The sequence below is a fragment of the Coleofasciculus sp. G3-WIS-01 genome (genome assembly GCF_040223135.1).
Classification (GTDB): Bacteria; Cyanobacteriota; Cyanobacteriia; order Cyanobacteriales; family Coleofasciculaceae; genus Coleofasciculus.
In genome coordinates this window covers 1-25,536 of the sequence record NZ_JAVJZI010000263.1, presented here as the reverse complement: position 1 = coordinate 25,536, position 25,536 = coordinate 1, and the positions used below count along the sequence as shown (strand labels likewise).

Genomic DNA, 25,536 nt, shown 5'->3' with positions numbered 1-25,536 from the left:
TTTTTAGAAAATAAATTTTGGGCAATAAACTAATCTTAATCTAATCTAGACTAACTCAAATTTATTAGAAGTGGTAGTCATTCTTGTTCGAGTTATGTGTGAACCTGTCGGAAAGAAAGAACATAATATCTGATCAATAATTGAAAACGGCTATCAAAAACCGACGTGAAAGAACAGGAGGTTACCATTCAAAACGATATCCTTGGCTTAATGCCTGCTGTCATGAATTTAACTGGACTCACAAGTCGTTTTATTATCAAAACGGAGCTTGTTTCTAGAGTTTATCCATAAAAATATGGAATTATCGAGCAATTATCACTCTAGCACCTCAATGGGCAAGGGGCAGACAATAGTCTACTTTAGCCAAACAATTAAGAGCCGTTCATAGATAAATGTTTTGTTTTATTTTAAGGGCAATTTAACTCTCCTAATATGAACATTGATGAGAATTTATAGTAAAGAAAGCTCTTGGAGAACCGTCTTGACTTGTTGTTGCAATTCCATAGGCAGATCACTCAATGGTGGACGCGGTGAACCGACATCCCATCCTTGGAGTTTTAATGCAGCTTTGAGTGGAATAGGATTGGCAGTACAAAACAAGACTTTAAATAAAGGAAAAAGCTTTAAGTGAATGTCTTTGGCTAGGTCTGTTTGACCCGCTTGGAAAGCCTGGATCATCTGCTGGAGTTCTCGACCAACTAGATGGGAGGAAACACTGACTACCCCACTTGCCCCTAGTGCTAATAAAGCTAAGGTAAAGGAATCTTCTCCTGAGTAAATGGCAAAATCCGGTGGCGTTAAACGTCGCACTTGACTGCCTTGCTCGAAGCTGCCACTTGCCTCTTTAATCGCTACAATATTGGGAATTTCCGCTAAACGGGCAACGGTTTCCGGTTGGAGGTTTTGACCTGTGCGGCTAGGTACATTATAGAGCATCACAGGCAAGTCAGGACTGGATTTGGCAATTGCCTGGAAATGATTATAGAGTCCCTCTTGTGGGGGTTTATTGTAATAGGGAACGACTTGTAATGAACCATCTACCCCTAGTTTAGCGACTTTTTGGGTAGCTGCGATCGCTTCTTGGGTGGAATTTGACCCTGTGCCAGCAATTACCTTGGCTTTACCCGCCACCGCTTTTTGCACCACCTGAAATAACTGGCACTCTTCATCCCATGTCAATGTCGGTGATTCACCCGTCGTACCACAGACGACGACGGTATCAGTACCCTGCTGTACTAAATGAGCTGCTAATTCCTCAGCAACCTGATAATTCACACTGCCGTCTTCTTTAAACGGCGTAATCATTGCCGTTAATACACGTCCAAAATTGACCACCCTTATTTCACTCCTATTTGGTCATTAGTTATTGGTCATTTGTCATTAGTCATTAGTTATAAGCCATTGGTCATTAGTGATCGAGCTAACCAACTCTCAACTAACGACAATAAACGCACAACTGCTTTGCCACAGGATTGAACAAAGGACAAATGACCAAGGACAAACAAATTAATAAGCCATCATTGCTGTTGCTGGCTTTAACCAATTCCGTTCCACCAACAACTCGGCAATTTGTACAGCATTCAAAGCTGCCCCTTTGCGAATTTGGTCACCACTCAACCAAATCTCTAATCCACACGGATGGGACAAGTCTTGTCGAATGCGTCCCACCAGTACATCGTCCTTACCCGTAGCATCTATAGGCATGGGGAAATAATTCGCCTGCCAATCTTCCACCAGTCGCACTCCCGGTGCATTGGCAAGTAGATCCTTGGCTGTGGCGACAGACATGGGTTGAGCAAACTCTAGATTAATCGCTTCTGAGTGAGCTCGCAGCACAGGAACTCGAACACAAGTAGCGCTGATTCGGATCTGGGGATCATTGAAAATCTTGCGGGTTTCATTGACCATTTTCATCTCTTCCTCACAATACCCCTGAGCATTCAACGGAGAATTGTGGGGAAACAGGTTAAACGCCAAAGGGTAGGGAAAGCTTTCCGTTGGTGGCGTTTGCTCCTGCAAAATTGCCTGCGCCTGTACTTTTAGTTCTTCCATCGCCCGTCTACCTGCACCGCTAGCCGATTGATAGGTAGCGGCAATAATCCGTTGGACGGGTTGCACCTGATGCAGAGGCCAAACGGCTACTGCCATTAGGATTGTCGTGCAGTTGGGATTGGCAATAATCCCTTTATGCTTCGCCGCCGCTTCCGGATTGACCTCAGGAATAACCAGTGGTACATCAGGATTCATGCGAAAAGCACTGGAATTGTCAACAACCACAGCTCCCTGCTCAACTGCTTTAGATGCCCAAGCTTTAGAGGTTGAACCACCAGCCGAGGCTAAAACCAAATCCACCTCTTTAAAGGAATCTTCCCCCACGGCTTCCACCGATAGGGATTCGCCTCGAAACTGGAGAGTTTGTCCCGCCGACCGGGGTGAGGCTAAGAGTTTTAGATGGGTAAGGGGAAAGTTGCGGGTTTCTAGTAATTCCAGTAACTCGGCGCCGACTGCACCCGTTGCGCCCAGTATAGCAACGCGAACTTGACTAGACAAATGATCTACCTCCAATTTTTTAACACATCGATCCTGTTGACAGTGATTTAACTGAATCCAGAAAGATCAATTAAATTTTCTTAAGCTTAAAACATTATTTAGGGAAATTATCTAATCTATATCCTGACAAAATCCATAAGATTTTAACAAAAAAGATGTTTATCTGTGATAACACGACAGACCTAGGTTCGCGCCAATTGACTGAGATATTGCCGTTGGCTTGCCCTTAAAGGGACAGATTAACGATAACAGTTCTCGTTCGGAGTTGATGAGTAGGCTAGCTCAATGCATTAGTACAGGGTGACATAGATAACTCATTCGTCAAAATTATTTACCAGCTTCCAGACGAAGCCGACTACGTCTGCTGGAGAAGGCTGCCCCAGTTCTCCCGGCTTCGACAGTGGAAAACGTCTGCCGAGCTGGTCTAGAGGGTAGATTCGCTGCTGTAGACGCTCTGAATGTACTATCATCAGATACGGAAACCCCGCCAGACTCAATTATGTCCCTTTTATACCCTGAAACAATGACTAGAAGTCAAATTAACTAGTTGTCAGACTAGCATATCATGAGGTGTTTGGATTACCCTGTGACAACTCTACACACTTACTCTTACGAGTACAGGGCGGATAACATGGGCGAGGAACACCACATCCATTTTGGATGCCATGCCACTATGATTGGCATTACTGGCGATTTATCCCACCACTGCAACAGCAGTAGGGCGTGGGGAACCTATCGCCGGATTCGCTAAAGAGCTAAAATTCAGTTGTCTCCAAAAAAAGCGTCAATGAAAGTTACTCAGGAAAAACTCCCCAAGAGCCAACTCGGTCTGGAAATTGAGATTCCCGCCGAAACGACCAAGAAGGTCTACGAGAAGGTCGTGCAAAATCTTGCCCGCTCTGCCAACATTCCTGGGTTTCGCAAGGGAAAGGTGCCGCGTCAAATTTTGCTCCAGCGCCTCGGTCTAGGACGGATCAAAGAAGCAGCGCTGGAAGATTTGGTACAAAATAGTTTACGGGACGCCCTTGAGCAAGAAACCATTGAGGCACTGGGCAACTATAAGCTGGTTTCCACCTTTGAAGAACTGCTGAGTCAGTTCCAGCCGGGACAACCGTTAACATTCTCGGCATCGGTGGATGTGCCTCCAGAAATTAATTTGGGAGACTACAGGAATCTCAGCGTCAAAGCCGAAGAGGTTAAGTCAGACCCTGAGGCGGTGGATAAATTTTTGGCAGAACGTCAGGTTCAGCACGCCACGCTGATTCCCGTCGAATCGCGCCCCGCCCAAATGGGTGATGTGACAGTTGTGGATTATAAGGGTCGTTTGACACCTGAGGGAGAGGAAGCCGTTGATATTTCTGGCGGTGAGGCGACTGACTTTCAGCTGGAACTCGAAGAAGGACGGTTTCTGGCTGACATTGTGCAGGGAATTGTGGGCATGACACCGGGGGAAACCAAAGAGGTACCGGTGACGTTTCCGGAGGATTATCCGCGAGAGGATTTAGCCAGCAAGAGTGCCGTCTTTACTCTTACCCTCAAAGAACTAAAGGAAAAAGAGTTACCCGAACTCGACGACGACTTCGCCCAAGACATTAGCGAAGAGGAAACCATCAGCGAATTGCGCGACTCCTTGGCAGAACAATTTGCCGAAAAAGCCGAGCAAGAAACCAAAACCAATAAAGAAAACGCTCTGATCGAAGCGCTGGTGGCACAAGTTGAGATTGACCTACCCGAAACCCTGATTGAGCGGGAAGTTCAGACGATATTAACCCAGACTGCGATCCAGATGGAAAACTACGGGATGGATCTGCAGAAAGTGTTTACAGCGGAAATGATGCCCCAACTGCGTCAGCGGTCCCGTCCCGATGCGATCGCACGCCTGCGCCAATCCCTTGCCCTTGAGGAACTGGCTAAACGGGAATCACTGACTGTGGATGATGAACAGATGGATGCCAAATGTCAAGAAGTGATGAAACAATTGGCAGGGCAAGATGTCGATCCGCAACGCTTGCGGGAGTACGTTAAAGCCGATTTGCTCAAAGAGAAAGCCCTTGAATGGTTGGAAGAACACGCTACCATTGAACTGGTTCCTCAAGGCTCACTAGCGACAGAAGAAATAACGGATACACCGGAAACTATCTCTGAGGCAAGTGAAGACGCCGCCGATCAGCCTGAATCCACGGCTGCTCAGGAGAGCGAGGAAACATCACCCACCCCTGATGCTTCTGAACAAACGGCAGCGAGCGAATAAACTTGGGGTTTGGGGAGTTGACCCAGACAAAGCAGGATCTCTCAGTCTTGGGAAAAAGATTTAATCGCCCACCTCAGCACTTATTGATGTTGCTAAGGCATAATGGTGATTAGAAGTTAACGTGGGTTGACTCCCGCCCAATGTGTTCAAACCTGCCTGCCGGGAAAAACATTCACTTGTTGAGAAAAATACTTTACTCCTTGTTCTATGCTGCAATCCCAGTTCCCTGACCACTCATTTACAAGCTGGAGTTCCCCGGAAATTGACTCGGTTAGTACAAACAGTCATTCAATCAACGTCGTACCGATGGTGATTGAACAGTCTGGTGTAGGGGAACGGGCGTTTGATATCTACTCGCGGCTACTGCGGGAGCGGATTGTGTTTCTGGGAACAAGAATCAATGATGTGGTGGCTGACTCGATCATTGCCCAGCTCCTGTATTTAGAAGCCGAAGATCCAACTAAGGATATCCAGATTTACATTCACTCCCCCGGCGGACCTATTCTCGGACTAGGGGGAGTGATTGCTGGGATGGCAATTTATGACACAATGCAACAGATTCGTCCCGATATTGTCACCATCTGTTTTGGTGCGGCGACGGATATGGGCGTGATTCTGCTAACGGGAGGAACACCCGGAAAACGCATGTCCCTGCCCAATGCACGGATCATGATCAGCCAACCCTTAGGCGGCGCCCAAGGACAAGCCGTTGACATCGAAATCCAAGCCAAGGAAATTTTATATCATAAAAATCAGCTCAATGAGCTAATGGCGTATCATACAGGTCAACCTTACGAAAGAATCGCCACGGACACTGAGCGCGACTTTTTTCTGTCAGCAGCGGAAGCCAAAGAGTATGGTTTAGTTGACCAAGTTATCTCGCGAGAGAATCTCAAGAGCGACGCCACCGTCACTTCTATTAAGTAAGAGGCTCCTTATGTCTAAATACGACTCCCATCTAAAATGTTCATTTTGTGGCAAGTCTCAAGAGCAGGTTCGCAAGTTAATTGCTGGACCGGGAGTCTACATTTGCGATGAATGTGTAGATTTGTGTAACGAAATTTTAGATGAGGAGTTGCTCGATTCCAGCGCTCCGGCTCCCCAGCAAGTTCCCCGCTCGGAACCCCCACAAAAACGTCGCACTCGCACATCGGCTTTGTCACTGAATCAGATTCCTAAACCTCGGGAACTGAAAAAGTATCTTGATGAACATGTCATCGGTCAGGATGATGCTAAAAAAGTCCTCTCCGTGGCTGTTTATAACCACTACAAGCGCCTAAGTTTTCTCGAAGCCAAGGCAAAGGGTAAAGCTGGGGTAGACGATGCGGTGGAACTGCAAAAGTCTAATATTCTGCTCCTGGGACCCACTGGTTGTGGTAAAACATTACTGGCTCAAACCTTAGCGTCTGTACTTGATGTCCCCTTTGCTGTCGCCGATGCAACAACGCTGACGGAAGCCGGTTATGTGGGTGAAGATGTGGAGAACATCTTACTGCGGCTGTTGCAGGTGGCGGATTTGGATGTTGAAGAAGCGCAACGGGGAATTATTTATATCGATGAAATCGATAAAATTGCCCGCAAGAGCGAAAATCCTTCGATTACGCGGGATGTTTCTGGGGAAGGGGTTCAGCAAGCTTTACTGAAGATGCTAGAGGGAACCGTTGCCAACGTGCCACCTCAGGGCGGACGTAAGCATCCCTATCAAGACTGCATTCAGATTGACACAGGCAATATATTATTTATCTGTGGTGGTGCCTTTGTCGGTCTAGAGAAGGTGATTGAACAGCGTTTAGGAAAGCGCTCAATCGGCTTTATCCAACCGGGAGAAGGTCAATCGAAAGAAAAACGTGCGGCGGATTTACTGCGACATTTAGAACCCGATGACTTGGTGAAGTTCGGTATGATTCCGGAATTTATCGGTCGTATCCCGATCGCGGCTGTGGTTGATCCTTTGGATGAAGAAGCTCTGATCGCGATTTTGACTCAGCCGCGCAATGCTCTGGTGAAGCAATATCAGAAATTGTTGAAGATGGATAACGTGCAGCTTGGGTTTACTGAAGACTCGCTGCGAGCCATTGCTCAGGAAGCCTATCGGCGAAAAACGGGAGCGCGAGCGCTGCGGGGTATTGTGGAAGAGTTGATGCTAGAGGTAATGTACGAATTACCCTCGCGTAAAGATGTGACTCGCTGTACGATTACCCGGGAAATGGTGGAGAAACGTTCGACAGCCGAACTGCTGCTGCATCCGTCATCCCTACCCAAGCCGGAATCAGCATAAACTTATCAGTGGTGGTATCAAAACGAATTAAGAATGCCTCTAGTTAACGTTCGCGGCGTCGATCATTACTATGAGTGGATTGGTGCGTCTCAGTCGCTAGATGATAAGCCTGTAATGGTTTTCATTCATGGTTGGGGCGGTTCTGCTCGGTATTGGCAAAGTACGGCTGAGGCGCTGTCGGATCAGTTTAATTGTTTGCTTTACGATTTGCGCGGATTCGGGCGATCGCGGCTTCCTCTAGAACCCGTCGGGTTACTCTATGAAATGGAGGACTATGCCCAAGATTTGGCAGCGTTGTTAGAGAAGCTCGCTCTCAAGCGCGTCTATATTAATGCTCATTCTATGGGCGCATCCGTGGCGACGATGTTTCTCAACCGCTATCCAGAACAAGTAGAACGGGCAATTTTAACCTGTAGCGGTATTTTTGAATACGAGGAAAAATCCTTTGCCGCGTTTCATAAATTTGGCGGTTATGTGGTAAAGTATCGCCCCCGCTGGTTTTTAAGCATTCCCTTTGCTGGGGCGTTATTTATGGCGCGATTTTTACATCGTCCTCTACCGGGAACGGTGAGTCGGGAATTTTTGGAAGATTTTATCATGGCAGATTATGATGCCGCCTTGGGGACGATGTTAACGTCGGTGAGTAAGTATGCGGCGGAAGTAATGCCATCGGAATTTGCCCAGTTAACAGTGCCGACGCTATTAGTGGCGGGGGAATATGATCAGATTATTCCCTCTGCCTTGGGACAACGGGCAGCCGCTTTGAGTGACAAGGTGGAGTATTGGGAAATTCCAAATACGGCTCATTTCCCGATGTTGGAAGCCCCGGATGTTTATCTTAAAGGAGTGCGGCAATTTTTGAATGGTGAAAAGAATGAAGCGAAGTAAAAATTGTTGTAGAGACGTTCCGCCGGAACGTCTCTATTATTAGGTTCGGTCGCTACATCAATAAAGGTAACGTTACTGTACGCCATCAATAAGGGTGAGTTATGAGAATAGAGGGCTTTATGAAGAGCGGGTTTTTCAGGGAAATGAGCGGATTATCTCGCCAATGCTGCCAGATTTGGAGTTAATGACTGAGATGGTGCTGAATGCGGGAGGATGAGATGAGGAATTGGTGTTATCAATATTGCTATAAATCCAGCCATTTTAAGTTTGTGAGTTGAGCAATCCCTTCGGGTATCTCTGTTAGCTGATTTTTCGTTAAATATAGAAATCTCAGGTGCGTGAGTTGGGCAATCCATCCGGGTATCTCTGTTAGCTGATTATTGGCTAAACCCAGCGATCGCAGATTAGTAAGGTAAGCAATTTCATCAGGAATTTTGGTAATACGTTTGTTTGACAAATTTAGTTCCGTTATTCCCTGGTGGATAGCTTGAGTAATAATTTTGAGTAATTCTGCACGAGTTAGTCCGCCTTGTGTATCAGTTGATACATTTTCTTGTTCATATTCTTCTTGGTTAGTCATGCTTTTATAACCTCAGTATTACCCCTGAAACCCTCGTTCTATCTAATTTATTTCTGGCATTTGCCTAAAGTTAGATAATACCCCCTAGAGCCTCTCCTTTTCTAGATATTGGTATACTACCCACAGGCATGATCTACGTTTTGACCTGAATTGACCTATGCACATTGATATGGAAACACTGGTAAGAAGCTTAAATAGCATTGTTGTAAATATCTGCCAATTGCTGGCACTTTTTGTTATTTCCATTGGTATCATCAAAGCCTTATTTATTTTTCTCAAACATAATCTGTTCAATTTTCAATCCGCCACAGCATTCCAAGAAAGTCGCCTGCAAATGGGTTACTCATTCTCCTTGGGATTAGGCTTTCTCATCGGTGCGAGTATCCTGAAAACAACGATCGCGCCGAAATGGAATGATATTGGACAGCTAGCGGCGATTATCGCCATCCGCACCGTGTTAAACTATCTATTGCTACAAGCGATAACCAACAGTTCCGAACCCCTGGAAAAGTCCTCAGATAGCCAGGATGTAGACAAATCAAAGCTAGTCGGTTCAGTTGATCGCTGATACTTTACCCACCGTTTCTCGATTATGGGGTTCCATTAGGCTGGACACATCGGGACCGTTGGGGATGATTCCGCCAGGATTCAGCGGAAACAAATTCCCATAATAATCTCGCTTAACACTCTCCAAATCGCAGGTATCCGCAACACCGGGAAGCTGATACAAATCGCGCAGGTAAGCGCCTAAGTTTTGATAGTCTTTAATCCGGCGACGGTTGCACTTAAAGAGTCCATAGTAAACAATATCAAAACGGAATAGGGTGGTAAATAGACGCACATCTGCCAACGTCACTCTATCCCCGCATAAATAGCGATTTGTCTCTAATACCGCATCAATTTCATTGAGTGTGGTAAACAGTTGATCACAGGCTTGATCATAAGCCTCTTGAGATTGGGCAAAACCGCAGCGATAAACGCCATTATTCACCGTATGGTAAATCTTATCATTCCACTCAGCGATCGCGGACTTCAGATCCTCTGGATACAAGTCCAGTGCAGCATTCTTAGCGAACTGATTAAACTGAGAGTTGAGTATAACAATAATCTCGGCACTCTCATTATTAACAATCGTCTTTGTCTGGTTATCCCACAAGACTGGAACCGTCGAACGCCCACTGTAACCGGATTGGGCTAACTGGTATAATTCCGGCAAGGTGTGACAGCCTTCTTCGGGTTTCTCAAACACCCAGATTCCCTGATCTGAAGACGGCGAGACAATCGATACTCCAATCACCTCATCCAATCCCTTCAGTGCCCTCACAACCAGCGTCCGATGCGCCCAAGGACATCCAAGTCCTACAAACAGAGTATAGCGCCCTGGGGCGGGTGGATAGGGATTTCCGGCGTCTGTACCAATCGCCTGTCTAAACTGACTCTCCGGGCGAATGTATTCTCCCTTTTTGCTGGGCGGTGCTAGTTTGGACATCATAATCTGCCACATTGTCGTCCAGACAAACTTGCCCAACCGGATAATCACGGTTGAGGGGAGAGATGTACCTTTAGGTTTCCAAGAAGATGTTGCCATGAGTGAAGAATTGAATTTTATCCTACTGGTGTAACACAGCTAAATTTGTGGCATAGAGTTCACCGTTCAATCGGGCGCACGTCGGTGCGCCCCTACAATTCCAACCCAGCAAATTAGGTGTACCACACCATTACTGTATCGAATAGCGGCGAATAGTAGCGATCGCGATCGCATCCAGGGATGATAGTCTAGCTACTGTTGGGTTTTCCTGCTGATCATCCAAAACCAAAGCACACCAGACAAATGGTAGATATGGCTAACATCACCATCCAATCCGCAACTGAACGTAACAACGGCTGGTCTTATCAGGTGAAACTAGAAAATGATCGCGAGTATAACTACGATGTCACCCTCAGTCAATCCGACTATAACCAATGGTCGCAAGGTAAAGTTTCACCCGAACAATTAGTCGAGGCGGCGTTTGAATTCCTACTGGAACGTGAACCCGCCTCCTCTATCATGTCAAAATTTGATTGTTCCGTAATCCGCCGCTATTTTCCCGAAGTGGATAGCGAGTTACCGAAGAAACTTTAACGGTTAAAACTCAGGCTATTCATCATCTGGTCTAACACTTGTTTATTGCGTTGATAGCGTTGACCTTGCATATCATAGGTCGTCCCAATCAGAGTTTGCCCATCGAGATCGACGAAATATAAATTTGATTCTATCTGCGACGAATTGACTTGAAGTATGGTATTAATGTCCTGCTTGGGTGCAATACAGGTATTGTAAAAATGTGATAATGATTTATCAGGCGATCGCACCTAAAGATGATAGCCTATCTACAGTTGAGCCGAAGGAGATAATCGTCCTGTTGATCATCAAATCTTAATAGTTTTGGTATCCCTATTGTAGTACAATTGAACTAATTGAGTAAAGCCATAGCCTATCTCAACTCCAGTTAAATCCTAAATACAGTTGAGGATAGTGCAAACTATGTTTTTCCGATTAGGTTAACGACGCTTAGGTAGCGTATAAAGAGAACAATGGCAAGAGCAGATCTGTTAAAAAAACTCCTACAGAGCTACCAAAAGCGTGATGACCGAGCTTTCCGCGAGGCGGCGGCAGAAATTATTGAACAGGAGAGAAAGAAGCATCATATTGTTTTGGCAAACGAGCTAGAGCGAATTCTGAAGAATGGGAACGGGTATATAGAACAAGGACAACCGTTTAATCTGACACTGTTTGAACCTATTCCGCGAGATGCTGACAAGGGAGTCGGGTTACTGGAGCCAAAGTGGACGAGTCGTTATCTAGATGATCTGATTTTGAGCCAACAGATCCAACATTCTATTGAGTGGCTGATGCGTGAATTTCGGGAATGGGAAGTGCTAGAGGCGAATGGCTTGCTCCCAGTGCGACGGGTTTTGTTTTGTGGTCCATCTGGATGTGGTAAAACAGCAGCAGCCGAAGCCATTGCCGCAGAATTAGGATTGCCTCTGCTATATGTTCGCTTTGATGCGGTTGTTTCATCACTGCTAGGTGAAACGGCTGCTAATCTCCGCAGAGTCTTTGACTATGCTCAAAGAGGACAGTGGGTGATGTTTTTTGATGAGTTTGACGCTATAGGTCGTTCGCGGGACGATCCGACAGAGCATAGTGAGATTAAGCGAGTTGTTAATTCATATCTCCAAATTGTGGATAACTTCAGTGGCAGATCTCTAGTTATTGCGGCAACCAACTTTGAGCAGGCTTTAGATCCAGCCGTTTGGAGAAGGTTTGATGATATAATTCGTTTCGAGAAACCGACGAATGAGCAGCTTAAGCAGTTGGTCAAAAAAAGATTAATCCCTCTAAAATTTAAAGCGTCACAAGTCAATGACATTGTGAGTCATCTCTCCAACTCAACTTATGCAGACGCCGAGCGAGTTTGTCTCGATATCCGTAAGTCATGTGCTATTCAGGGTACTCGGCAAATCACCCAGGAAGATGTGGCGGAAGCTGTCTCTCGATATTCTTATCGTCAGGCTATCCTGGAAAAAGCATATAAGAGTCCTATAGCAACAATTGATAAAGATTAAAAAATTATGCCAACACTTAAACCGGGTTCGGGTCAGTATTTGCACATTGAGTTTGTTCGGGATGTAAGACGTCAACCCGATAGGCGGCGAGCAAACCATAAGTTTCCCAGACCAAAACCTCCCACACCAGAAGACCTTCATCAACATGCTCAAGATGTTTCTCAAGGTATAACTGAGGCAGTTCAACAAATATCTCAAGTTCGTCAAGGTTGTGGAATAGAGCCTTCCAAACTTTTCGTTTTAGAGTTCAATAGTGTCAATCTTGATCTGCGAGAGATTTTTGAGCAGCGTTTTAAGGCTTGGGTTGTTAGCGAATATAAGGATAAGGTTGGAAACCAAGAACGATATCGGTTTCTTGTTCAATTTCCTACTGAAACGTCTCGTCAGCATTTACGAGAAGAGATTCGACTCTATAGAACAGAAGCTAATAATATTGAAGTTTTGCCTTTAAAGAAGAGGCAAGAATTTTGTGACGCTCTACAAGCCGTGCGTTCTGTATCGCGAGATGAAAGAATTGGAGTGCGTCTCCGTGAAGAGGGATTTCCTGATGTTGAGTCATTCTATGTAGATGTTGATCTTTGGCATCCTGGAGATCCCTCAGATGCTCGCCAAGTGCTAAATGATATCCGCTCAATGTGTGCCAAGTATGGCGGTGCATTAACAGAGGAAGTACGCACATCCAGTTTGCTGCTAATTAAAGTTTATGGTTCTAGACAATTAGCTGAAGTTCTTCTGGAGTTAGACTGGGTTGCTCGTGTTGATCTTCCTCCTAAATTGTCACAAGCTTACTCGCAAATCTTTGGTGAGATTACACTTCCTGACCCTGTACCAATTCCTTTGGATGACGACCCTCTTGTCTGTGTAGTAGATAGTGGTGTGATATCAGGACATCCATTACTGGCAAATTGGGTGATTGAAGAGCGGGATTTTGATACTGGAGAAAACACGACAACTGACTTGAATGGTCATGGAACCTCGGTTGCAGGTTTAGTTGTCCACGGTGATATTACCAAGTGTATCGAAAGTCACCAATGGCAACCTAGAGTTAGGATTTGTAGTGCGAAAGTGCTATGCCATAATCGTATTTCAAAAGAAGTTGATATCCCAGCAAACCGCCGTGCAGAGTTGATTATCGAAGATGCTATTCGATACTTTGTTCATGAAAGGCAGTGTTCAATATTTAATCTTTCAATTGCTTCAAGAGATGAAGTATACCATCGAGGGGGGCAGTTTCAGTGGGCAGAGAAACTCGATGAATTAGCGAGAGAACTAGATATTGTTATCGTTCAAGCTACTGGGAACCGTCCAGACCCTCCGATACCAGAAGCCGTTTATACAAGAGAGGAAGCTCAGAAAGCTATCCGAGAAAATTTATTAAATGATGAGAATCAAAGAATTTGTAATCCTAGTACAGCCGCTCTTGTTCTTACCGTTGGTGCAATAGCTAGATCAGATGCACTGGGGCATCACCAACAGAATACAGGTCCTCGGTTAAAAGATGCTTTCGCAGGTGTGCCAGCTAATGCACCAGCACCCTTCACGAGAACTGGTCCGGGGCTTGTTTATGGAGTCACAAATTTTGCAGTTAAACCTGAAATTGTAGCCTATGGAGGAAATTGGGCAATTCAGACAATGGCTGGAGGTAGTCCCCGTTGGAATCGGTCTTTCATATTTTTAGGAGAGCCAACCCTGCAAAGAGAGAGCAATGGACGATTTATTACCGCAAGAAATGGCACTTCTTTTGCCTGTCCCCATGTTGCTCATGCTGCTGCTATTGCTGCTGTTAGCTTAAAGGCAACTCTTGGGCAAAGACCATCTGCGAATTAAATTCGTGCGTTGGTGGGTAGCGCAACTATTGCTCCTCCATGTCCTCCAGATTGGTTAGATGATGAGAAAGAAACACTTCGTTTAGTGGGTTACGGAATGTGTTCAGTAGACGACTTAACTTGGTCTAAAAAAAATCAAGTTCGTTTAGTTGCGATGGATGAGGTTGAGTTAGATAAACTTCACATCTATCGTGTAGCTGTTCCTCAAGTGTTTCTTTTCACCAAAGGAAAGAGAGGTATCACGGTTGCACTTGCTTATGACCCTCCAGTTCAATCCAGTCGAAAAGAGTATCTTGCCAATACAATGTGGATTGAGGCATTGCATGGACTAACGACTGAAGAGGTGGAAATATATCGAGCTAGAAATGCCGCACAAGATGTTGATCTTCTTCCTCCTGGCAAGGAAATAAAACTACGACCTCCCAAAACTGACGTTCAGTGGTCAACACTGCAAGTTAGAAGGATAAAGTGGTCAAGAAAACCGAAACTAATAATACCTGATGGTGAGACGGAACCAGTTATTCATTTTGTTGTCGGTTGTCAGCAAAGATTCCCGACAGGATTTGACTATAAACAACGATATGGTTTAGTTGTTCTATTTTGGCATGAATCCGAGGAGATAGAGTTATACCAAGCGTTACGAAATCGAGTAACTCTCAAAGCGGCTCGTGTACGAGTGGGGGCTTGATATAAATGATTTAATGTGATAGTTTTGAGTCAAAAATTTTAGCTAAATCATATCGTAATCCTTGACCCATATAAAACTTTAATAGAGCATCCAATGACATATCTCGACTAGCCGCCACTTTTTTGAGAGACTCCACTGTGTCTGTAGGAATCTTGAGTGATATTGTCTCAGTCGCCCGTGGATGCAAGCGCAATTCAAAGGTTTCTTCAGGCTGGTTCATAGAATTTTCGGTTAATACAAGTATCAATACAAGCAGAATTGTCTACACTCTACCTATTCTCTATGATGACGATTCGGTGCAGTTAATCCGACTCACTCAAAAGCCGTGATAGGTATTTCTACTCAAGACCTATAAGGATTTCTGATAAAGCCTCTGGGGTTAATCGTGTAAAAATGAAGAAAAAATAAATCTTTTAATAAGTCTTGCTGATACAGGAGTCAACATCAATGGTAGTACTCACCGATCGCACCCAGAAGCGCTTAACCATGCAGACGGGCGAAATCGCGCCAGATACAACGGCTATCCGTTCCCTAGATTGGGATCGCGATCGCTTCGATATTGAGTTTGGGCTGCAAAACGGCACCACCTATAACTCGTTCCTGATTCGGGGTGAGAAAATTGCCCTGGTGGATACATCCCATGAAAAGTTTCGTGAACTTTACTTAGATACCCTCAAGGGACTCATTGAACCCAGCCAGATTGATTATCTGATTATTAGCCACACCGAACCCGATCACAGTGGCTTAGTTAAGGATATCGTCCAACTCGCGCCAGAGATTACCGTCGTCGGGTCAAAAGTTGCCATTCAATTCCTGGAAGACTTGGTGCATCACCCCTTTAAACAGCAAATCGTGAAAAACGGCGATCAACTGGACTTAGGCAAAGGGCATGTGTTGGAATTTGTCAATGCCCCCAACCTGCATTGGCCCGACACCATCTTCAGCTACGATGCCGGAACCCAAGTCATGTTTACCTGTGATGCCTTTGGGATGCATTACTGTTCTGATAGCACCTACGACGAAGACATGAGTGCCATAGAAGCCGACTTCCGCTTCTACTACGACTGCTTAATGGCACCCAATGCCCGTTCCGTTCTCTCCGCCCTGAAACGGATGGATAAACTCCCAGAAGTAACCACCGTCGCCACGGGTCATGGTCCGTTGTTATCTCATCATGTCACCGAATGGTTGGATCGGTATCGGCGCTGGAGTCAAGCCCAGGCAAAAGCAGAAACCTCTGTGGTAGTCTTTTACGTATCCGATTACGGATATAGCGATCGCCTATCCCAAGCCATTGCCCGAGGCATCACCAAAACTGGGGTGGGCGTGGAAATGATGGACTTAAAATCGACTGATCCACAAGAAGTCCAAGAAACCGTCAGTCGCGCCGGGGGAATTGCCATTGCTATGCCTCCCGCCTCGAATAAAGCCGCCACAGCTGCTGTGAGTACCATCCTCGCTGCCGTAAAATCCAAGCAAGTCGTGGGTATCTTTGAATCTTATGGGGGGGATGACGAACCCATAGACCCCCTACTGAGTCAATTCCGCAACCTGGGACTCAAAGAAGGATTTGCCGCGATTCGGGTCAAAGAAACCCCCACCGAAGCCATCTATCAACTCTGCGAAGAAGCCGGAACAGATATGGGGCAACTTCTTACTCGCGATCGCGAAATTAAGCAACGGAAATCCCTGGATAGTGATCTCGACAAAGCCCTAGGACGGATCAGTGGCGGACTTTATATTATTACCGCCCAAAAAGGTGATATTAAAAGTGCCATGTTAGCCTCCTGGGTATCCCAAGCCAGCTTCAAACCCCTCGGCTTAACCATTGCGGTGGCGAAAGATCGGGCAATTGAGTCGTTAATGCAAGTAAGCGATCGCTTTGTGCTAAATATTCTAGAAGAGGGCAATTATCAGGCATTAATGAAGCACTTCCTCAAGCGCTTTCCCCCTGGTGCTGATCGGTTTGAAGGGGTGAAAACTCAAACAGCGACGAATGGATCGCCGATTCTTACGGATGCGTTGGCTTATGTGGAATGTAAGGTGGAAAGTCGCATGGAGTTGAGTGACCATTGGATTGTATATGCCTCCGTTGATGCCGGACGAGTGTCTAAGGCGGATGCGCTGACGGCGGTTCACCATCGTAAAGTGGGGAATTACTATTAAAACGCAGAGGAACGCAGAGGTCAACGCAGAGGGGCGCAGAGGGATGAGTGAGAATGAGGTGTCGGGAAAAGTGATTGGGTTGGCGATGAAGGTACACACGGCGTTGGGACCGGGTTTATTAGAGTCAGCATACGAAGCCTGTTTGAGGTATGAACTGAACAAGGCTGGCTTAAACTTTGAACCCCAGAAACCATTACCGTTAGTCTATGAAGAGATTCGCCTCGAATGTGGATATCGAGTCGATTTACTCGTCGAAAACAAAGTCATGGTTGAACTCAAAGCCGTTGACGCCCTGCATCCCATCCACACCGCCCAACTCCTAACCTACCTCAAACTCTCCCACCATAAACTCGGACTCCTAATCAACTTCAACGTCATCCACCTCAAAGACGGCATCAAACGAGTCGTCAATAACCTCTAACCCCCTCTGCGAACCTCTAACCCCCTCTGCGAACCTCTGCGCTTTCCTCTGCGTTCCTCTGCGTTAAAAAACCATTCACCCATCACCCCCAACTAACCTATGAACTCTCCTACCCCTCGCGACGTTCAAGTCCTCCCCATCGCCTCCGACACCACCGTTCTCCGTTCCCGGACGTGGGATAGACTCAAATTTGAAATCGAATATGCCCTGCAACGCGGCACCACCGCCAATTCCTATCTGATTCAAGCGGATAAAATCGCCCTGATTGACCCTCCTGGGGAATCCTTCACCGAAATCTTTTTAACCGAACTGCAACGCCGGATTGACCCCAAACAAATCGATTATGTGATACTCGGTCACGTTAATCCCAACCGAGGCGTTACTCTAAAAGCCTTACTCAAACTCGCCCCTCAGATACAATTTGTCTGTTCCAATCCCGGTGCGATCGCGCTGCGTGGTATCTTAGATGCACCGGATTTAAAAGTAACTGTGGTACGGGGGGATGAAACCCTGGATTTAGGCAAGGGTCATCATCTACAATTTATCCCCACCCCCAACCCTCGTTGGCCCGATGCCCTTTGTACCTACGACCCCCATACAGAAGTTCTATTTACCGATAAGTTATTTGGTGCTCATCTGTGTGGTGATCAAGTATTAGATGAAGGTTGGACAACGATTAGCGAACACCGCCGCTATTATTTCGATTGCGTTATGGCACCCCATGCGCGACAGGTGGAAAAGGCGCTGGATAAGTTGGAGGAGGTGCAAGCAAGGATTTATGCTACAGGTCATGGGCAATTGGTACGCTATAGCTTAATTCCCCTGACCCAATCCTATCGCCAGTGGTGTGAGAGGCAAAAAACACAGGACATCACCGTCGCCCTGTTGTATGCTTCTGCTTATGGGAATACCGGTACCGTTGCCCAGGCGATCGCACGGGGGATGACTAAAGCTGGGGTTGGTGTAGAATCGATTAACTGCGAAATCGCTGACCCGGAAGAGATTCGCACCGCCGTAGAGAAAGCCGAGGGGTTTGTTATGGGTTCTCCTACTTTAGGGGGTCATGCACCCACCCAGATTCAAACGGCTTTGGGTATTGTTTTATCAACGGCGACGAAAACTAAACTGGCGGGTGTTTTTGGGTCTTTTGGCTGGAGTGGTGAAGCAATTGATTTGATTGAAAATAAGTTTAAGGATGCGGGGTATCAGTTTGGCTTTGAGACGATTCGGGTTAAGTTTAAGCCCACTGAAGCCACACTGAAATACGCCGAAGAAGCGGGAACAGATTTTGCCCAAGCCTTGAAGAAAGCCAAGAAATCCCGCAAATCCCGCCAACCTGTCAGTGATGCCCAAGTTGCCCGCACAGAACAGGCTGTGGGGCGGTTAATTGGGTCACTTTGTATTATTACGGCGAAGCAGGGAGAACTCACGGGGGCGATGTTGGCAGATTGGATTTCCCAAGCCACTTTTACTCCACCGGGTTTAACTATTGCAGTGGCGAAAGATCGGGCGATTGAGTCGTTAATGTATCAGGGGGATCAATTTGTGGTGAATATTCTGGAGGAAGGGAAGCATTTGGGGTTAATGAAGCATTTCCTCAAACCCTTTGCCCCAGGGGAAGACCGATTTGCGGGGGTGGCGACGGGGACGGGTGAAAATGGTTGTCCGATTCTTAGCGATGCTTTGGCTTATGTGGAATGTACGGTGGATAATCGGATGGAATGCGGGGATCATTGGTTGATTTATGGGGTGGTGACGAATGGCAAGGTGTTATCGGAGGGGGTAACGGCGGTGCATCATCGTAAGTCGGGGACACATTATTAGTGCAGGGGGATGGGGGGATAGGGTATTTTTTTAACGCAGAGGAACGCAGAGGGAAAGCGCAGAGGAACGCAGAGGGGGTTAGCGGTTGGGGTGCAAGTTTTATCGGTATGGAGAAGATAAAGTTGGGTTGATAATTGAGAGGCGTTCAGGAGGAATGTCTCTATGTTTTGCTTGCCACGAATGGCTATTACTGGACATATCCTAGAGGATGGCGGTTGGGTCAATGTCAAGATAGAGGTTAAGGCTATGGGATAGGAGACTGATGGGATGGAATTGATTACCGGGTTAGGAGGGTTTGTTTTTGTCGCCGCCCTATCGGGGATTATTGGGAATAAGGCGGATTTGGGGTTGGATACTTTAATCAGGATGATGAATCGCCTGAAACCTGGGGAGACGCCGACGATACAAAGGGCGGTGGGGCGGGCGTTTTTGTTGGCGCAGCAAAGTTTGGTGGAAGATTGTCGGAGTGAATTGATTGGTGAGAATAAAAGTATCTGGGATTGTCCACCTCAGTACAAAAATGAGGTAAGTTGGCTAGACCACAAGTTAAAACGGCTAAAGGCGGATTTGCAGAAGCTGGAAAAAGGGGAATTTGGCGAATTAGCGGCGACACCTGTAGCGGATATTGACTCCCTGTTAACCTCAGATGGGGCTGGGGATACGGTTCAGGTGGTACGTCAGCAACTCAAGGTAATTTTACAGCAGGAGCATGCGATCGCACTTTACCAAAAGGTGGCTGTAACGCCCCAGGTGGGATTGTTTGAACGGATGTGTGCCTGTTTCGCAGTGGAGATGCAGCAGAATCCGGTACTGCGGGAGATGATTCAGGGACAATTGCTGACTCAGATTAATTCTAATTTGAAACGCCAGCAGGTGACGGTTGAGGATATCGAAACCTCTCTGACACATCTAGGGCGAGACATGGGCGAAATTAAAGGCTGCTTAGAATGTATCCATAACCAGTTATCCACACATCCGGCGGTTCCGCTTCAGTTTCAATCCCTGATTGCGGAGAAGACAGAAGGATTTGTCGGGCGGGAGTTTGTATTTGGGGCAATTCAGGACTTCTTACAACAACAGCCGAACGGTTATTTTATTATTGAAGCTGATCCCGGTGTCGGCAAAAGTGCCATATTAGCCGAATATGTGCGACAGACCGGATGTGTGGCATACTTTAATGTGCGATCGCAAGGCATCAATCGCGCTGATGATTTCCTCAAGAGTGTTTGCCGCCAGTTAATTGAACGCTATCAGTTACCTTATGATTTGCCTTTGCATCCAGAGAATACCCGCGATGGCAATTTCTTAGCGCGACTGTTAACCGAACTTGCCCCTAAACATTCCCCCGTCGTGATTGCGGTGGATGCGTTGGATGAGGTGGAGATGAAGAGTCAAACAGATGGGGCGAATGTTCTCTATCTTCCCCAGTCTCTACCCAATGGAGTTTATTTTATCTTGACAAAACGCCAGACGTATGTTCCATTAACAGTGAATAAGCCCTACCTATTTAATTTAATGGAGTATGGGGCAGAAAGTTTACAAGACGTACAGCGTTATATTGAGCAACAGGTTCAGAAAAAGCCCTCGTTACAACAATGGGTAGAGAATCAGGGACAAGACACAGCCACCTTTATCACCACTCTGGCACAAAAGAGCGATCGCAACTTCATGTATTTGCGCTATGTCTTAGAAGATATCGAGTCTGGCGCGTATCAGGATTTAAATCTTGCCAACTTACCCCAAGGCTTACAGCAATATTATTACCAGCATTGGCAACGCATGGGGATGACAGCTAAACCCTTACCGCGAACTAAGATTAAAATCGTCTATGTTTTAGCGGAAGCCCGGAAACCTGTATCATCCTCACTGATTTCCCAATTTGCCGGAGAAGATGCGTTAACGGTGCAGGAAGTTTTGGATGATTGGGATCAATTTTTACGGGAGGAACAGATTGAAGGACAAACCCGCTACAGTATTTATCATGCCAGTTTCCAGGATTTTCTCCATCGTAAGGAGATAGTTAAAAAGGCGGGGATAACGATTCGAGATATTAATGCGTTGATTGCCGATAATTTAGCCGAGGAATTAGGATTGTAATTAAAGTTTGTAGTTGCGCTTTAGCGCCATAAACGCTCAAATCTCCCACGATAAGTTAGCGCTAAACTCAAGTCTCACCAACCGCCTTAGGTTCAAACCCAAGGAACCAAAAGCGAAAGTCTACTAAAGTGGACTAAAATCCATATTCAGTCAGCTTTAGCTGACTTGAGCTATTAGCCCGGAGTTTGAACTCCGGGCGGGTGTTCAATAAGCTTTTTAGGAGACACAGCAATCATGACCATCACATCCCCAAAAATGACGCTTGAGGAGTATCTTAACTATAACGACAGGACAGATACTCAGTATGAACTGGTTAATGGAGAATTAATCGTTATGCCACCAGAAAGCGATTTAAATCAGCGCATTGTCATGTTTTTACTGAGCCATTTTCTCCAACAAGGAATTCCCTCCTATCGCTTGCGAATTGGGGCGGAAATTGTGGTGAGTGGTTCACGAGCAACAACGCGCTTACCCGATTTAATGGTACTTTCTGAGGAACTGGCAACGGCGTTAGAGGGAGCAAGTCGGTCTACAATAATTATTGATATGCCCCCGCCTCAGTTAGTGGTTGAGGTGGTGTCACCGGGACAAGAAAATGCAGACCGAGATTATCGGTATAAACGTTCTGAATATGCAGCGCGGGGGATTGCCGAATATTGGATTGTTGACCCAATACAACAACGGGTTACAGTGCTAGAGTGGGTGGAAGGGCTTTATGAGGAGCGGGTTTTTCCGGGTAATCAGCAGATTATTTCACCGATGCTACCGGATTTGGATTTAACGAGTGAAAGAGTGATTAATGCTGGAGGTTGATATTAACTCACCTGTTCAGTTTGTTATTATTGATCCATCAACTGTTGTGCCGATCCTCCTCTTCTTTTATAGATCCCCCTCTTCCCTTGAGATCCCCCTTCCGTCCCCCTATTAGATCCCCCTTCCGTCCCCCTTCAAAAGGGGGAGACCAAAGGATGCTTCGCTTTTGTTCCATGGGTGAGACCAAATGTTGCTTCGCTTTTTGTTCCATGGGGGAGACCAGATGTTGCTTCGCTTTTATGGTACAGGAGAACAATAAATTACAGCATATTACAGGTTTATGAGGTATACCTAAATTATAGAAAAAGGATAACTAATCAGCGACAATGGATAAAATAACCAATAAATTACCTCACGAACTTAACAACCACTGGTATCAAAGTCCCCCTTTTTAAGGGGGATTTAGGGGGATCTAAACGACTCAATTCCGTGAGTTCTGTGATTCTCTTCTCCCTCTTGTCCCCGTCTCTCCAATTCCAGATGTACTCTCAACCAAGATAGTCATGGGTGAATTAAGGCAAAAATTGGCGACAATGTCACCAGAAAGGCAACGATATGCCTTAGAAACCCTACCGACTCATTTTGGCGAAGCGGGACAGTTTCAGCGATTGCATCGTTTGCTAACTGATTTTGATTTTATCGAGGCGAAATTGGATGCCTTGGGCGTGCAGTCGCTGATTCAGGATTATGAATTCGTCGAAAACCCAGAAACGCTGAGATTGATTCAAGGGGCGCTGCGGTTATCGGCGCATATTTTGGTAGAAGATAAGACGCAACTGGCAGGACAACTATGGGGTCGCTTAATCTCGTTTAAGATGCCGGAGATTCAAGCGATGCTGCAACAGATAGAGCAGAGGAAGCAACCTTGGCTGCGACTTTTGACTCCAAGCCTAATATCACCTGGGGGAGCGTTGCTACGCACTTTTGAAGGTCACAGGAGTTCAATAAGTTCTATTGTCGTCACACCCGATGGCAAACAATTAATTTCTGGCTCACTTGATCACAGTATTAGAATCTGGAATTTTCAAACAGGAGAGCAACTACTAACTTTGACAGGTCATAGCGAATGGGTAAATGCCATAGCACTGACACCAGATAGTAAGCGAGTAATTTCTGGTTCATCAGATAAAACAATCAAAGTTTGGGATGTCAATACAGGAAGAGAAATTTTGACTCTTGAAGGTCATACAGATGCTGTCGTATCTGTCGCAGTTACGCCAGATGGCAAGCGGTTAATTTCTGGTTCATGGGATAAGACTATTAAACTATGGGATTTAGAAAACGGAAAAAATATAAAAACAATAAAGGCTCATACAGATAGAGTAAAAATTGTCTCTATCACTCCAGATGGTAAGTTGCTAATCTCTTCTGGATTACAGGAGCAACCTATCAAACACTTTCCTTGTGACACTATAAAAGGCTGGAATTTGGCAGATCTAACAGAAGTTTTTACGTTATGGAGTAATCCGGAGTTTCTGGAAAATATAGCGATCAGCCCGGATGGAAAATATCTAATTTCTGCTGGAATTGACACGATCATTTGGAATCTAGAAACAAGAGAACATATTTTTACTTTCTGTCCAGAAATAGAACGGGTAGGATCATCGGTAAGTACTCTGACAGTAACCCCCGATAGTAAGTTACTAATTTCTGGCTTAGCAAACGGTGTTATCCAGATTTTAGATCTGAATACGAAAAAAGAGCTTGTCACTTGGAACGGTCATGTTGGTGCGATATTTTCTTTGGTTATGACACCAGATGGCAAACATTTGATATCTGGTTCAAGTGACCAGACGATAAAAATTTGGGATTTGGAAGCCGTTAAGGCAAAAAAAATCTTGATTCAGAATGAACGTATAGAGGCGATCAAAACCATTACAGTGACACCGGATGGTCAACAAGCAATTTCTGGTTCAGAGGATGGTTACATTAAAGTCTGGAATTTAGAAAATGGGAAAAAATCAAATACATTTACAGATGTTAATAACTTTAGAAATTCCGTACATGATTTGGTCGTCACACCAGATGGTAAGCAAGTGATTGCTGGGTTGCGTTCTGGCAACATTGAATCCTGGAATTTAAAAACAGGAAAGAACCTAAAAACCTTTAAAGGTCATACCCGTCATGTAAACGCTATAGCAGTTACACCCGATGGTAAGCAATTAATTTCAGGTTCAGCAGACATGACAGTCAAGATTTGGAATTTAGAAACCGGAGAGGAGGCTTTTACTTTTACAGAGCATACTGGCTATGTATGGCATGTGAAAGTCACACCAGATGGTAAACATATAATTTCTAGTTCGATGAATCAAACTATTTATTGGGAACTCGAAACAAAAAAAATAATTTATACCCAAAACGGTTTTGCGAACTGGAGAAAGACAATAGTAGTTGATCCACCTAGAAAATGGGAAATATATATTGTATCTGGTACAATAAAAATATTTAATTTGGAAACTAAAAATTTGATTACTAGTTTCACTGGAGATACTTGGTTAAATTGCTATGCTATTGCACCTGATGGGATCACAATTGTTGCAGGTGAGGCATCAGGGCGGCTACATTTTCTGCGGTTAGAAAATAGCAGCGCATTTGATAGCGAATGTAACAGATAAGTCAATCTTGAGCGATCGCCTGATTGCAGATTAGATCAGCCAAACAAAGATTATCAAACACCGTCTTTTTACCTGCCGATCGCGGTATAGTGTGTTCAAACTCAAAAGTCGTGGCAGTAATGTTACAAAGAAATGATCAGGCTGAATTAAACATTACCACCTAATAGTTGTTCAGCCGTAAGTTCGAGGCGAGGAAATATCCCCGATTGAATCAAATCGCTGCAAACAAACTCCACCGCGTCATACCAACCTTCGACTAACGTGAGAACCGTGATTTTAGCATTTAGAGGATCAACAATCCAATATTCAGGAATATCTAAAACGCTATATTCGGCTCGTTTTGCACGATAGTCGGTGCTTTTTGTCGATTCGCTGACGACTTCAACAACGAGTAGAGGTGGGGGTTCATTTAATTCAATAACGGCTTCGCGATTTTGCAGTTTACGCCACTGTTCTGGAGGAATCACAACGACATCGGGAATACGAACGGTATCCCATCGACCAGCGCGGGGAGAACGCACGCCGACGACTCCAGCCAAGGCTGTCCATTCTTGTCCTATTTGAGCGCATTGGTTATCAAAGGTGCGTTCCAAAAATTTTGAAATGGCTCCATGTTTTCCAGTACCCAAACTCATCGGGACTGGCTCTCCATTAACCAGTTCATAGCAAGTGTCTGTCCCGTCGTCGTACTTCAAGTATTCTTCAAGAGTCAGGCGGTTGGTGGTTGTCAGCATGGCAGGTTGGGGAAGAGTATATCAAATAAACTACCCAGACCTGCTATCGCAGAGGTCTGGGTTTTCAGTAGCCCTGAAGTCATCAAACAAGTTAAGCTGAACGTATCTGGGAGTTCTGTTTAACTTGCACGATAACCCCGTGCCTCCAGGCTGGTTTATAGACAGCCCCACAAGTGCAATATTATTGGCTCCATTA

General features: G+C 45.6%; 23 protein-coding genes. 16 read left to right on the top strand and 7 right to left on the bottom strand.

Going from position 1 to position 25,536, the window contains the following annotated elements:
• Positions 1–450: 450 nt before the first annotated feature.
• Positions 451–1,335 carry a 4-hydroxy-tetrahydrodipicolinate synthase gene (gene dapA / locus RIM23_RS28165; RefSeq protein WP_446371449.1) on the bottom strand — a complete coding sequence of 295 codons (885 nt, stop codon included), beginning with the start codon at positions 1,333–1,335 and terminating at the stop codon, positions 451–453.
• 171 nt (positions 1,336–1,506) lie between these two features.
• Positions 1,507–2,550, bottom strand: a complete 1,044-nt coding sequence (locus tag RIM23_RS28160) for an aspartate-semialdehyde dehydrogenase (RefSeq protein ID WP_446371447.1) — start codon at positions 2,548–2,550, stop codon at positions 1,507–1,509.
• Positions 2,551–3,136: 586 nt separating this feature from the next.
• On the opposite strand from RIM23_RS28160, the gene RIM23_RS28155 reads away from it, so the two are divergent.
• The 5 genes from RIM23_RS28155 (at position 3,137) to RIM23_RS28135 (ending at position 7,967) form a co-directional block, all read left to right on the top strand.
• Positions 3,137–3,301, top strand: coding sequence for a hypothetical protein (locus RIM23_RS28155; RefSeq protein WP_446371445.1), 165 nt, complete (start codon positions 3,137–3,139; stop codon positions 3,299–3,301).
• 36 nt (positions 3,302–3,337) lie between these two features.
• A complete protein-coding gene (gene tig, locus RIM23_RS28150) occupies positions 3,338–4,801 on the top strand; it encodes a trigger factor (RefSeq protein WP_446371443.1) in 1,464 nt (487 codons plus the stop codon).
• Between the two features lie 207 nt (positions 4,802–5,008).
• Positions 5,009–5,728, top strand: coding sequence for an ATP-dependent Clp endopeptidase proteolytic subunit ClpP (clpP, locus tag RIM23_RS28145; protein ID WP_446371441.1), 720 nt, complete (start codon positions 5,009–5,011; stop codon positions 5,726–5,728).
• 10 nt (positions 5,729–5,738) lie between these two features.
• Positions 5,739–7,079: an ATP-dependent protease ATP-binding subunit ClpX gene (clpX, locus tag RIM23_RS28140; protein WP_446371439.1), complete on the top strand. Its 1,341-nt coding sequence runs from the start codon at positions 5,739–5,741 to the stop codon at positions 7,077–7,079.
• Between the two features lie 33 nt (positions 7,080–7,112).
• Entirely contained in the window at positions 7,113–7,967 is an 855-nt protein-coding gene (locus tag RIM23_RS28135) for an alpha/beta fold hydrolase (RefSeq protein WP_446371437.1), read from the top strand.
• A 244-nt stretch (positions 7,968–8,211) separates the two neighbouring features.
• Here RIM23_RS28135 and RIM23_RS28130 read toward each other — a convergent pair whose 3' ends face one another.
• Positions 8,212–8,547, bottom strand: a complete 336-nt coding sequence (locus tag RIM23_RS28130; RefSeq protein WP_446371435.1) for a leucine-rich repeat domain-containing protein — start codon at positions 8,545–8,547, stop codon at positions 8,212–8,214.
• 157 nt (positions 8,548–8,704) lie between these two features.
• Here RIM23_RS28130 and RIM23_RS28125 point away from each other — a divergent pair, with 157 nt between their 5' ends.
• Positions 8,705–9,115 carry a DUF1622 domain-containing protein gene (locus RIM23_RS28125; RefSeq protein WP_446371433.1) on the top strand — a complete coding sequence of 137 codons (411 nt, stop codon included), beginning with the start codon at positions 8,705–8,707 and terminating at the stop codon, positions 9,113–9,115.
• Here RIM23_RS28125 and RIM23_RS28120 read toward each other — a convergent pair.
• Positions 9,101–10,135 (bottom strand): glutathione S-transferase family protein, encoded by a 1,035-nt coding sequence (locus RIM23_RS28120; RefSeq protein ID WP_446371431.1) that lies wholly within the window; start codon positions 10,133–10,135, stop codon positions 9,101–9,103. The two genes, RIM23_RS28125 and RIM23_RS28120, sit on opposite strands and share 15 nt — an antisense overlap.
• 243 nt (positions 10,136–10,378) lie before the next feature.
• On the opposite strand from RIM23_RS28120, the gene RIM23_RS28115 reads away from it, so the two are divergent.
• From RIM23_RS28115 to RIM23_RS28100, 4 genes are all read left to right on the top strand, one after another.
• Entirely contained in the window at positions 10,379–10,669 is a 291-nt protein-coding gene (locus RIM23_RS28115; RefSeq protein WP_446371429.1) for a hypothetical protein, read from the top strand.
• 452 nt (positions 10,670–11,121) lie between these two features.
• Positions 11,122–12,156, top strand: coding sequence for an AAA family ATPase (locus RIM23_RS28110; protein WP_446371427.1), 1,035 nt, complete (start codon positions 11,122–11,124; stop codon positions 12,154–12,156).
• Positions 12,157–12,162: 6 nt separating this feature from the next.
• A complete protein-coding gene (locus tag RIM23_RS28105; RefSeq protein WP_446371425.1) occupies positions 12,163–13,983 on the top strand; it encodes a S8 family peptidase in 1,821 nt (606 codons plus the stop codon).
• A 12-nt stretch (positions 13,984–13,995) separates the two neighbouring features.
• Positions 13,996–14,670: a hypothetical protein gene (locus RIM23_RS28100; protein WP_446371423.1), complete on the top strand. Its 675-nt coding sequence runs from the start codon at positions 13,996–13,998 to the stop codon at positions 14,668–14,670.
• Between the two features lie 10 nt (positions 14,671–14,680).
• Here RIM23_RS28100 and RIM23_RS28095 read toward each other — a convergent pair whose 3' ends face one another.
• Positions 14,681–14,890 (bottom strand): hypothetical protein, encoded by a 210-nt coding sequence (locus tag RIM23_RS28095; protein WP_446371421.1) that lies wholly within the window; start codon positions 14,888–14,890, stop codon positions 14,681–14,683.
• 227 nt (positions 14,891–15,117) lie between these two features.
• Here RIM23_RS28095 and RIM23_RS28090 point away from each other — a divergent pair, with 227 nt between their 5' ends.
• The 6 genes from RIM23_RS28090 (at position 15,118) to RIM23_RS28065 (ending at position 24,606) form a co-directional block, all read left to right on the top strand.
• A complete protein-coding gene (locus tag RIM23_RS28090) occupies positions 15,118–16,836 on the top strand; it encodes a diflavin flavoprotein (RefSeq protein WP_446371419.1) in 1,719 nt (572 codons plus the stop codon).
• Positions 16,837–16,879: 43 nt separating this feature from the next.
• Positions 16,880–17,257 (top strand): GxxExxY protein, encoded by a 378-nt coding sequence (locus RIM23_RS28085; RefSeq protein WP_446371417.1) that lies wholly within the window; start codon positions 16,880–16,882, stop codon positions 17,255–17,257.
• 99 nt (positions 17,258–17,356) lie between these two features.
• Entirely contained in the window at positions 17,357–19,081 is a 1,725-nt protein-coding gene (locus RIM23_RS28080) for a flavin reductase (RefSeq protein ID WP_446371415.1), read from the top strand.
• A 267-nt stretch (positions 19,082–19,348) separates the two neighbouring features.
• The gene (locus RIM23_RS28075; RefSeq protein ID WP_446371413.1) at positions 19,349–21,178 is read left to right on the top strand and encodes a hypothetical protein; all 1,830 of its coding nucleotides are present in this window, start codon (positions 19,349–19,351) and stop codon (positions 21,176–21,178) included.
• A gap of 234 nt (positions 21,179–21,412) precedes the next feature.
• Positions 21,413–21,991, top strand: coding sequence for a Uma2 family endonuclease (locus tag RIM23_RS28070; RefSeq protein ID WP_446371411.1), 579 nt, complete (start codon positions 21,413–21,415; stop codon positions 21,989–21,991).
• A 503-nt stretch (positions 21,992–22,494) separates the two neighbouring features.
• Positions 22,495–24,606, top strand: a complete 2,112-nt coding sequence (locus RIM23_RS28065) for a hypothetical protein (protein ID WP_446371409.1) — start codon at positions 22,495–22,497, stop codon at positions 24,604–24,606.
• A gap of 1 nt (position 24,607) precedes the next feature.
• Here the strand turns inward: RIM23_RS28065 and RIM23_RS28060 are convergent, their stop codons facing one another.
• Positions 24,608–24,727, bottom strand: coding sequence for an HNH endonuclease (locus RIM23_RS28060; RefSeq protein ID WP_446371463.1), 120 nt, complete (start codon positions 24,725–24,727; stop codon positions 24,608–24,610).
• A 25-nt stretch (positions 24,728–24,752) separates the two neighbouring features.
• The gene (locus RIM23_RS28055) at positions 24,753–25,340 is read right to left on the bottom strand and encodes a Uma2 family endonuclease (RefSeq protein WP_446371407.1); all 588 of its coding nucleotides are present in this window, start codon (positions 25,338–25,340) and stop codon (positions 24,753–24,755) included.
• Between the last annotated feature and the right edge of the window lie 196 nt (positions 25,341–25,536).

Coding starts and splice junctions, on each gene's coding strand:
- RIM23_RS28065 (WP_446371409.1), top strand. CDS start 22,495: ATGGGTGAATTAAGGCAAAAATTGGCGACAATGTCACCAGAAAGGCAA.
- RIM23_RS28095 (WP_446371421.1), bottom strand. CDS start 14,890: ATGAACCAGCCTGAAGAAACCTTTGAATTGCGCTTGCATCCACGGGCG.
- RIM23_RS28085 (WP_446371417.1), top strand. CDS start 16,880: ATGAGTGAGAATGAGGTGTCGGGAAAAGTGATTGGGTTGGCGATGAAG.
- RIM23_RS28115 (WP_446371429.1), top strand. CDS start 10,379: ATGGTAGATATGGCTAACATCACCATCCAATCCGCAACTGAACGTAAC.
- clpP (WP_446371441.1), top strand. CDS start 5,009: ATGCTGCAATCCCAGTTCCCTGACCACTCATTTACAAGCTGGAGTTCC.
- RIM23_RS28135 (WP_446371437.1), top strand. CDS start 7,113: ATGCCTCTAGTTAACGTTCGCGGCGTCGATCATTACTATGAGTGGATT.
- RIM23_RS28055 (WP_446371407.1), bottom strand. CDS start 25,340: ATGCTGACAACCACCAACCGCCTGACTCTTGAAGAATACTTGAAGTAC.
- tig (WP_446371443.1), top strand. CDS start 3,338: ATGAAAGTTACTCAGGAAAAACTCCCCAAGAGCCAACTCGGTCTGGAA.
- RIM23_RS28070 (WP_446371411.1), top strand. CDS start 21,413: ATGACCATCACATCCCCAAAAATGACGCTTGAGGAGTATCTTAACTAT.
- clpX (WP_446371439.1), top strand. CDS start 5,739: ATGTCTAAATACGACTCCCATCTAAAATGTTCATTTTGTGGCAAGTCT.
- RIM23_RS28090 (WP_446371419.1), top strand. CDS start 15,118: ATGGTAGTACTCACCGATCGCACCCAGAAGCGCTTAACCATGCAGACG.
- RIM23_RS28130 (WP_446371435.1), bottom strand. CDS start 8,547: ATGACTAACCAAGAAGAATATGAACAAGAAAATGTATCAACTGATACA.
- RIM23_RS28120 (WP_446371431.1), bottom strand. CDS start 10,135: ATGGCAACATCTTCTTGGAAACCTAAAGGTACATCTCTCCCCTCAACC.
- RIM23_RS28105 (WP_446371425.1), top strand. CDS start 12,163: ATGCCAACACTTAAACCGGGTTCGGGTCAGTATTTGCACATTGAGTTT.
- RIM23_RS28110 (WP_446371427.1), top strand. CDS start 11,122: ATGGCAAGAGCAGATCTGTTAAAAAAACTCCTACAGAGCTACCAAAAG.
- RIM23_RS28125 (WP_446371433.1), top strand. CDS start 8,705: ATGCACATTGATATGGAAACACTGGTAAGAAGCTTAAATAGCATTGTT.
- RIM23_RS28075 (WP_446371413.1), top strand. CDS start 19,349: ATGGAATTGATTACCGGGTTAGGAGGGTTTGTTTTTGTCGCCGCCCTA.
- RIM23_RS28080 (WP_446371415.1), top strand. CDS start 17,357: ATGAACTCTCCTACCCCTCGCGACGTTCAAGTCCTCCCCATCGCCTCC.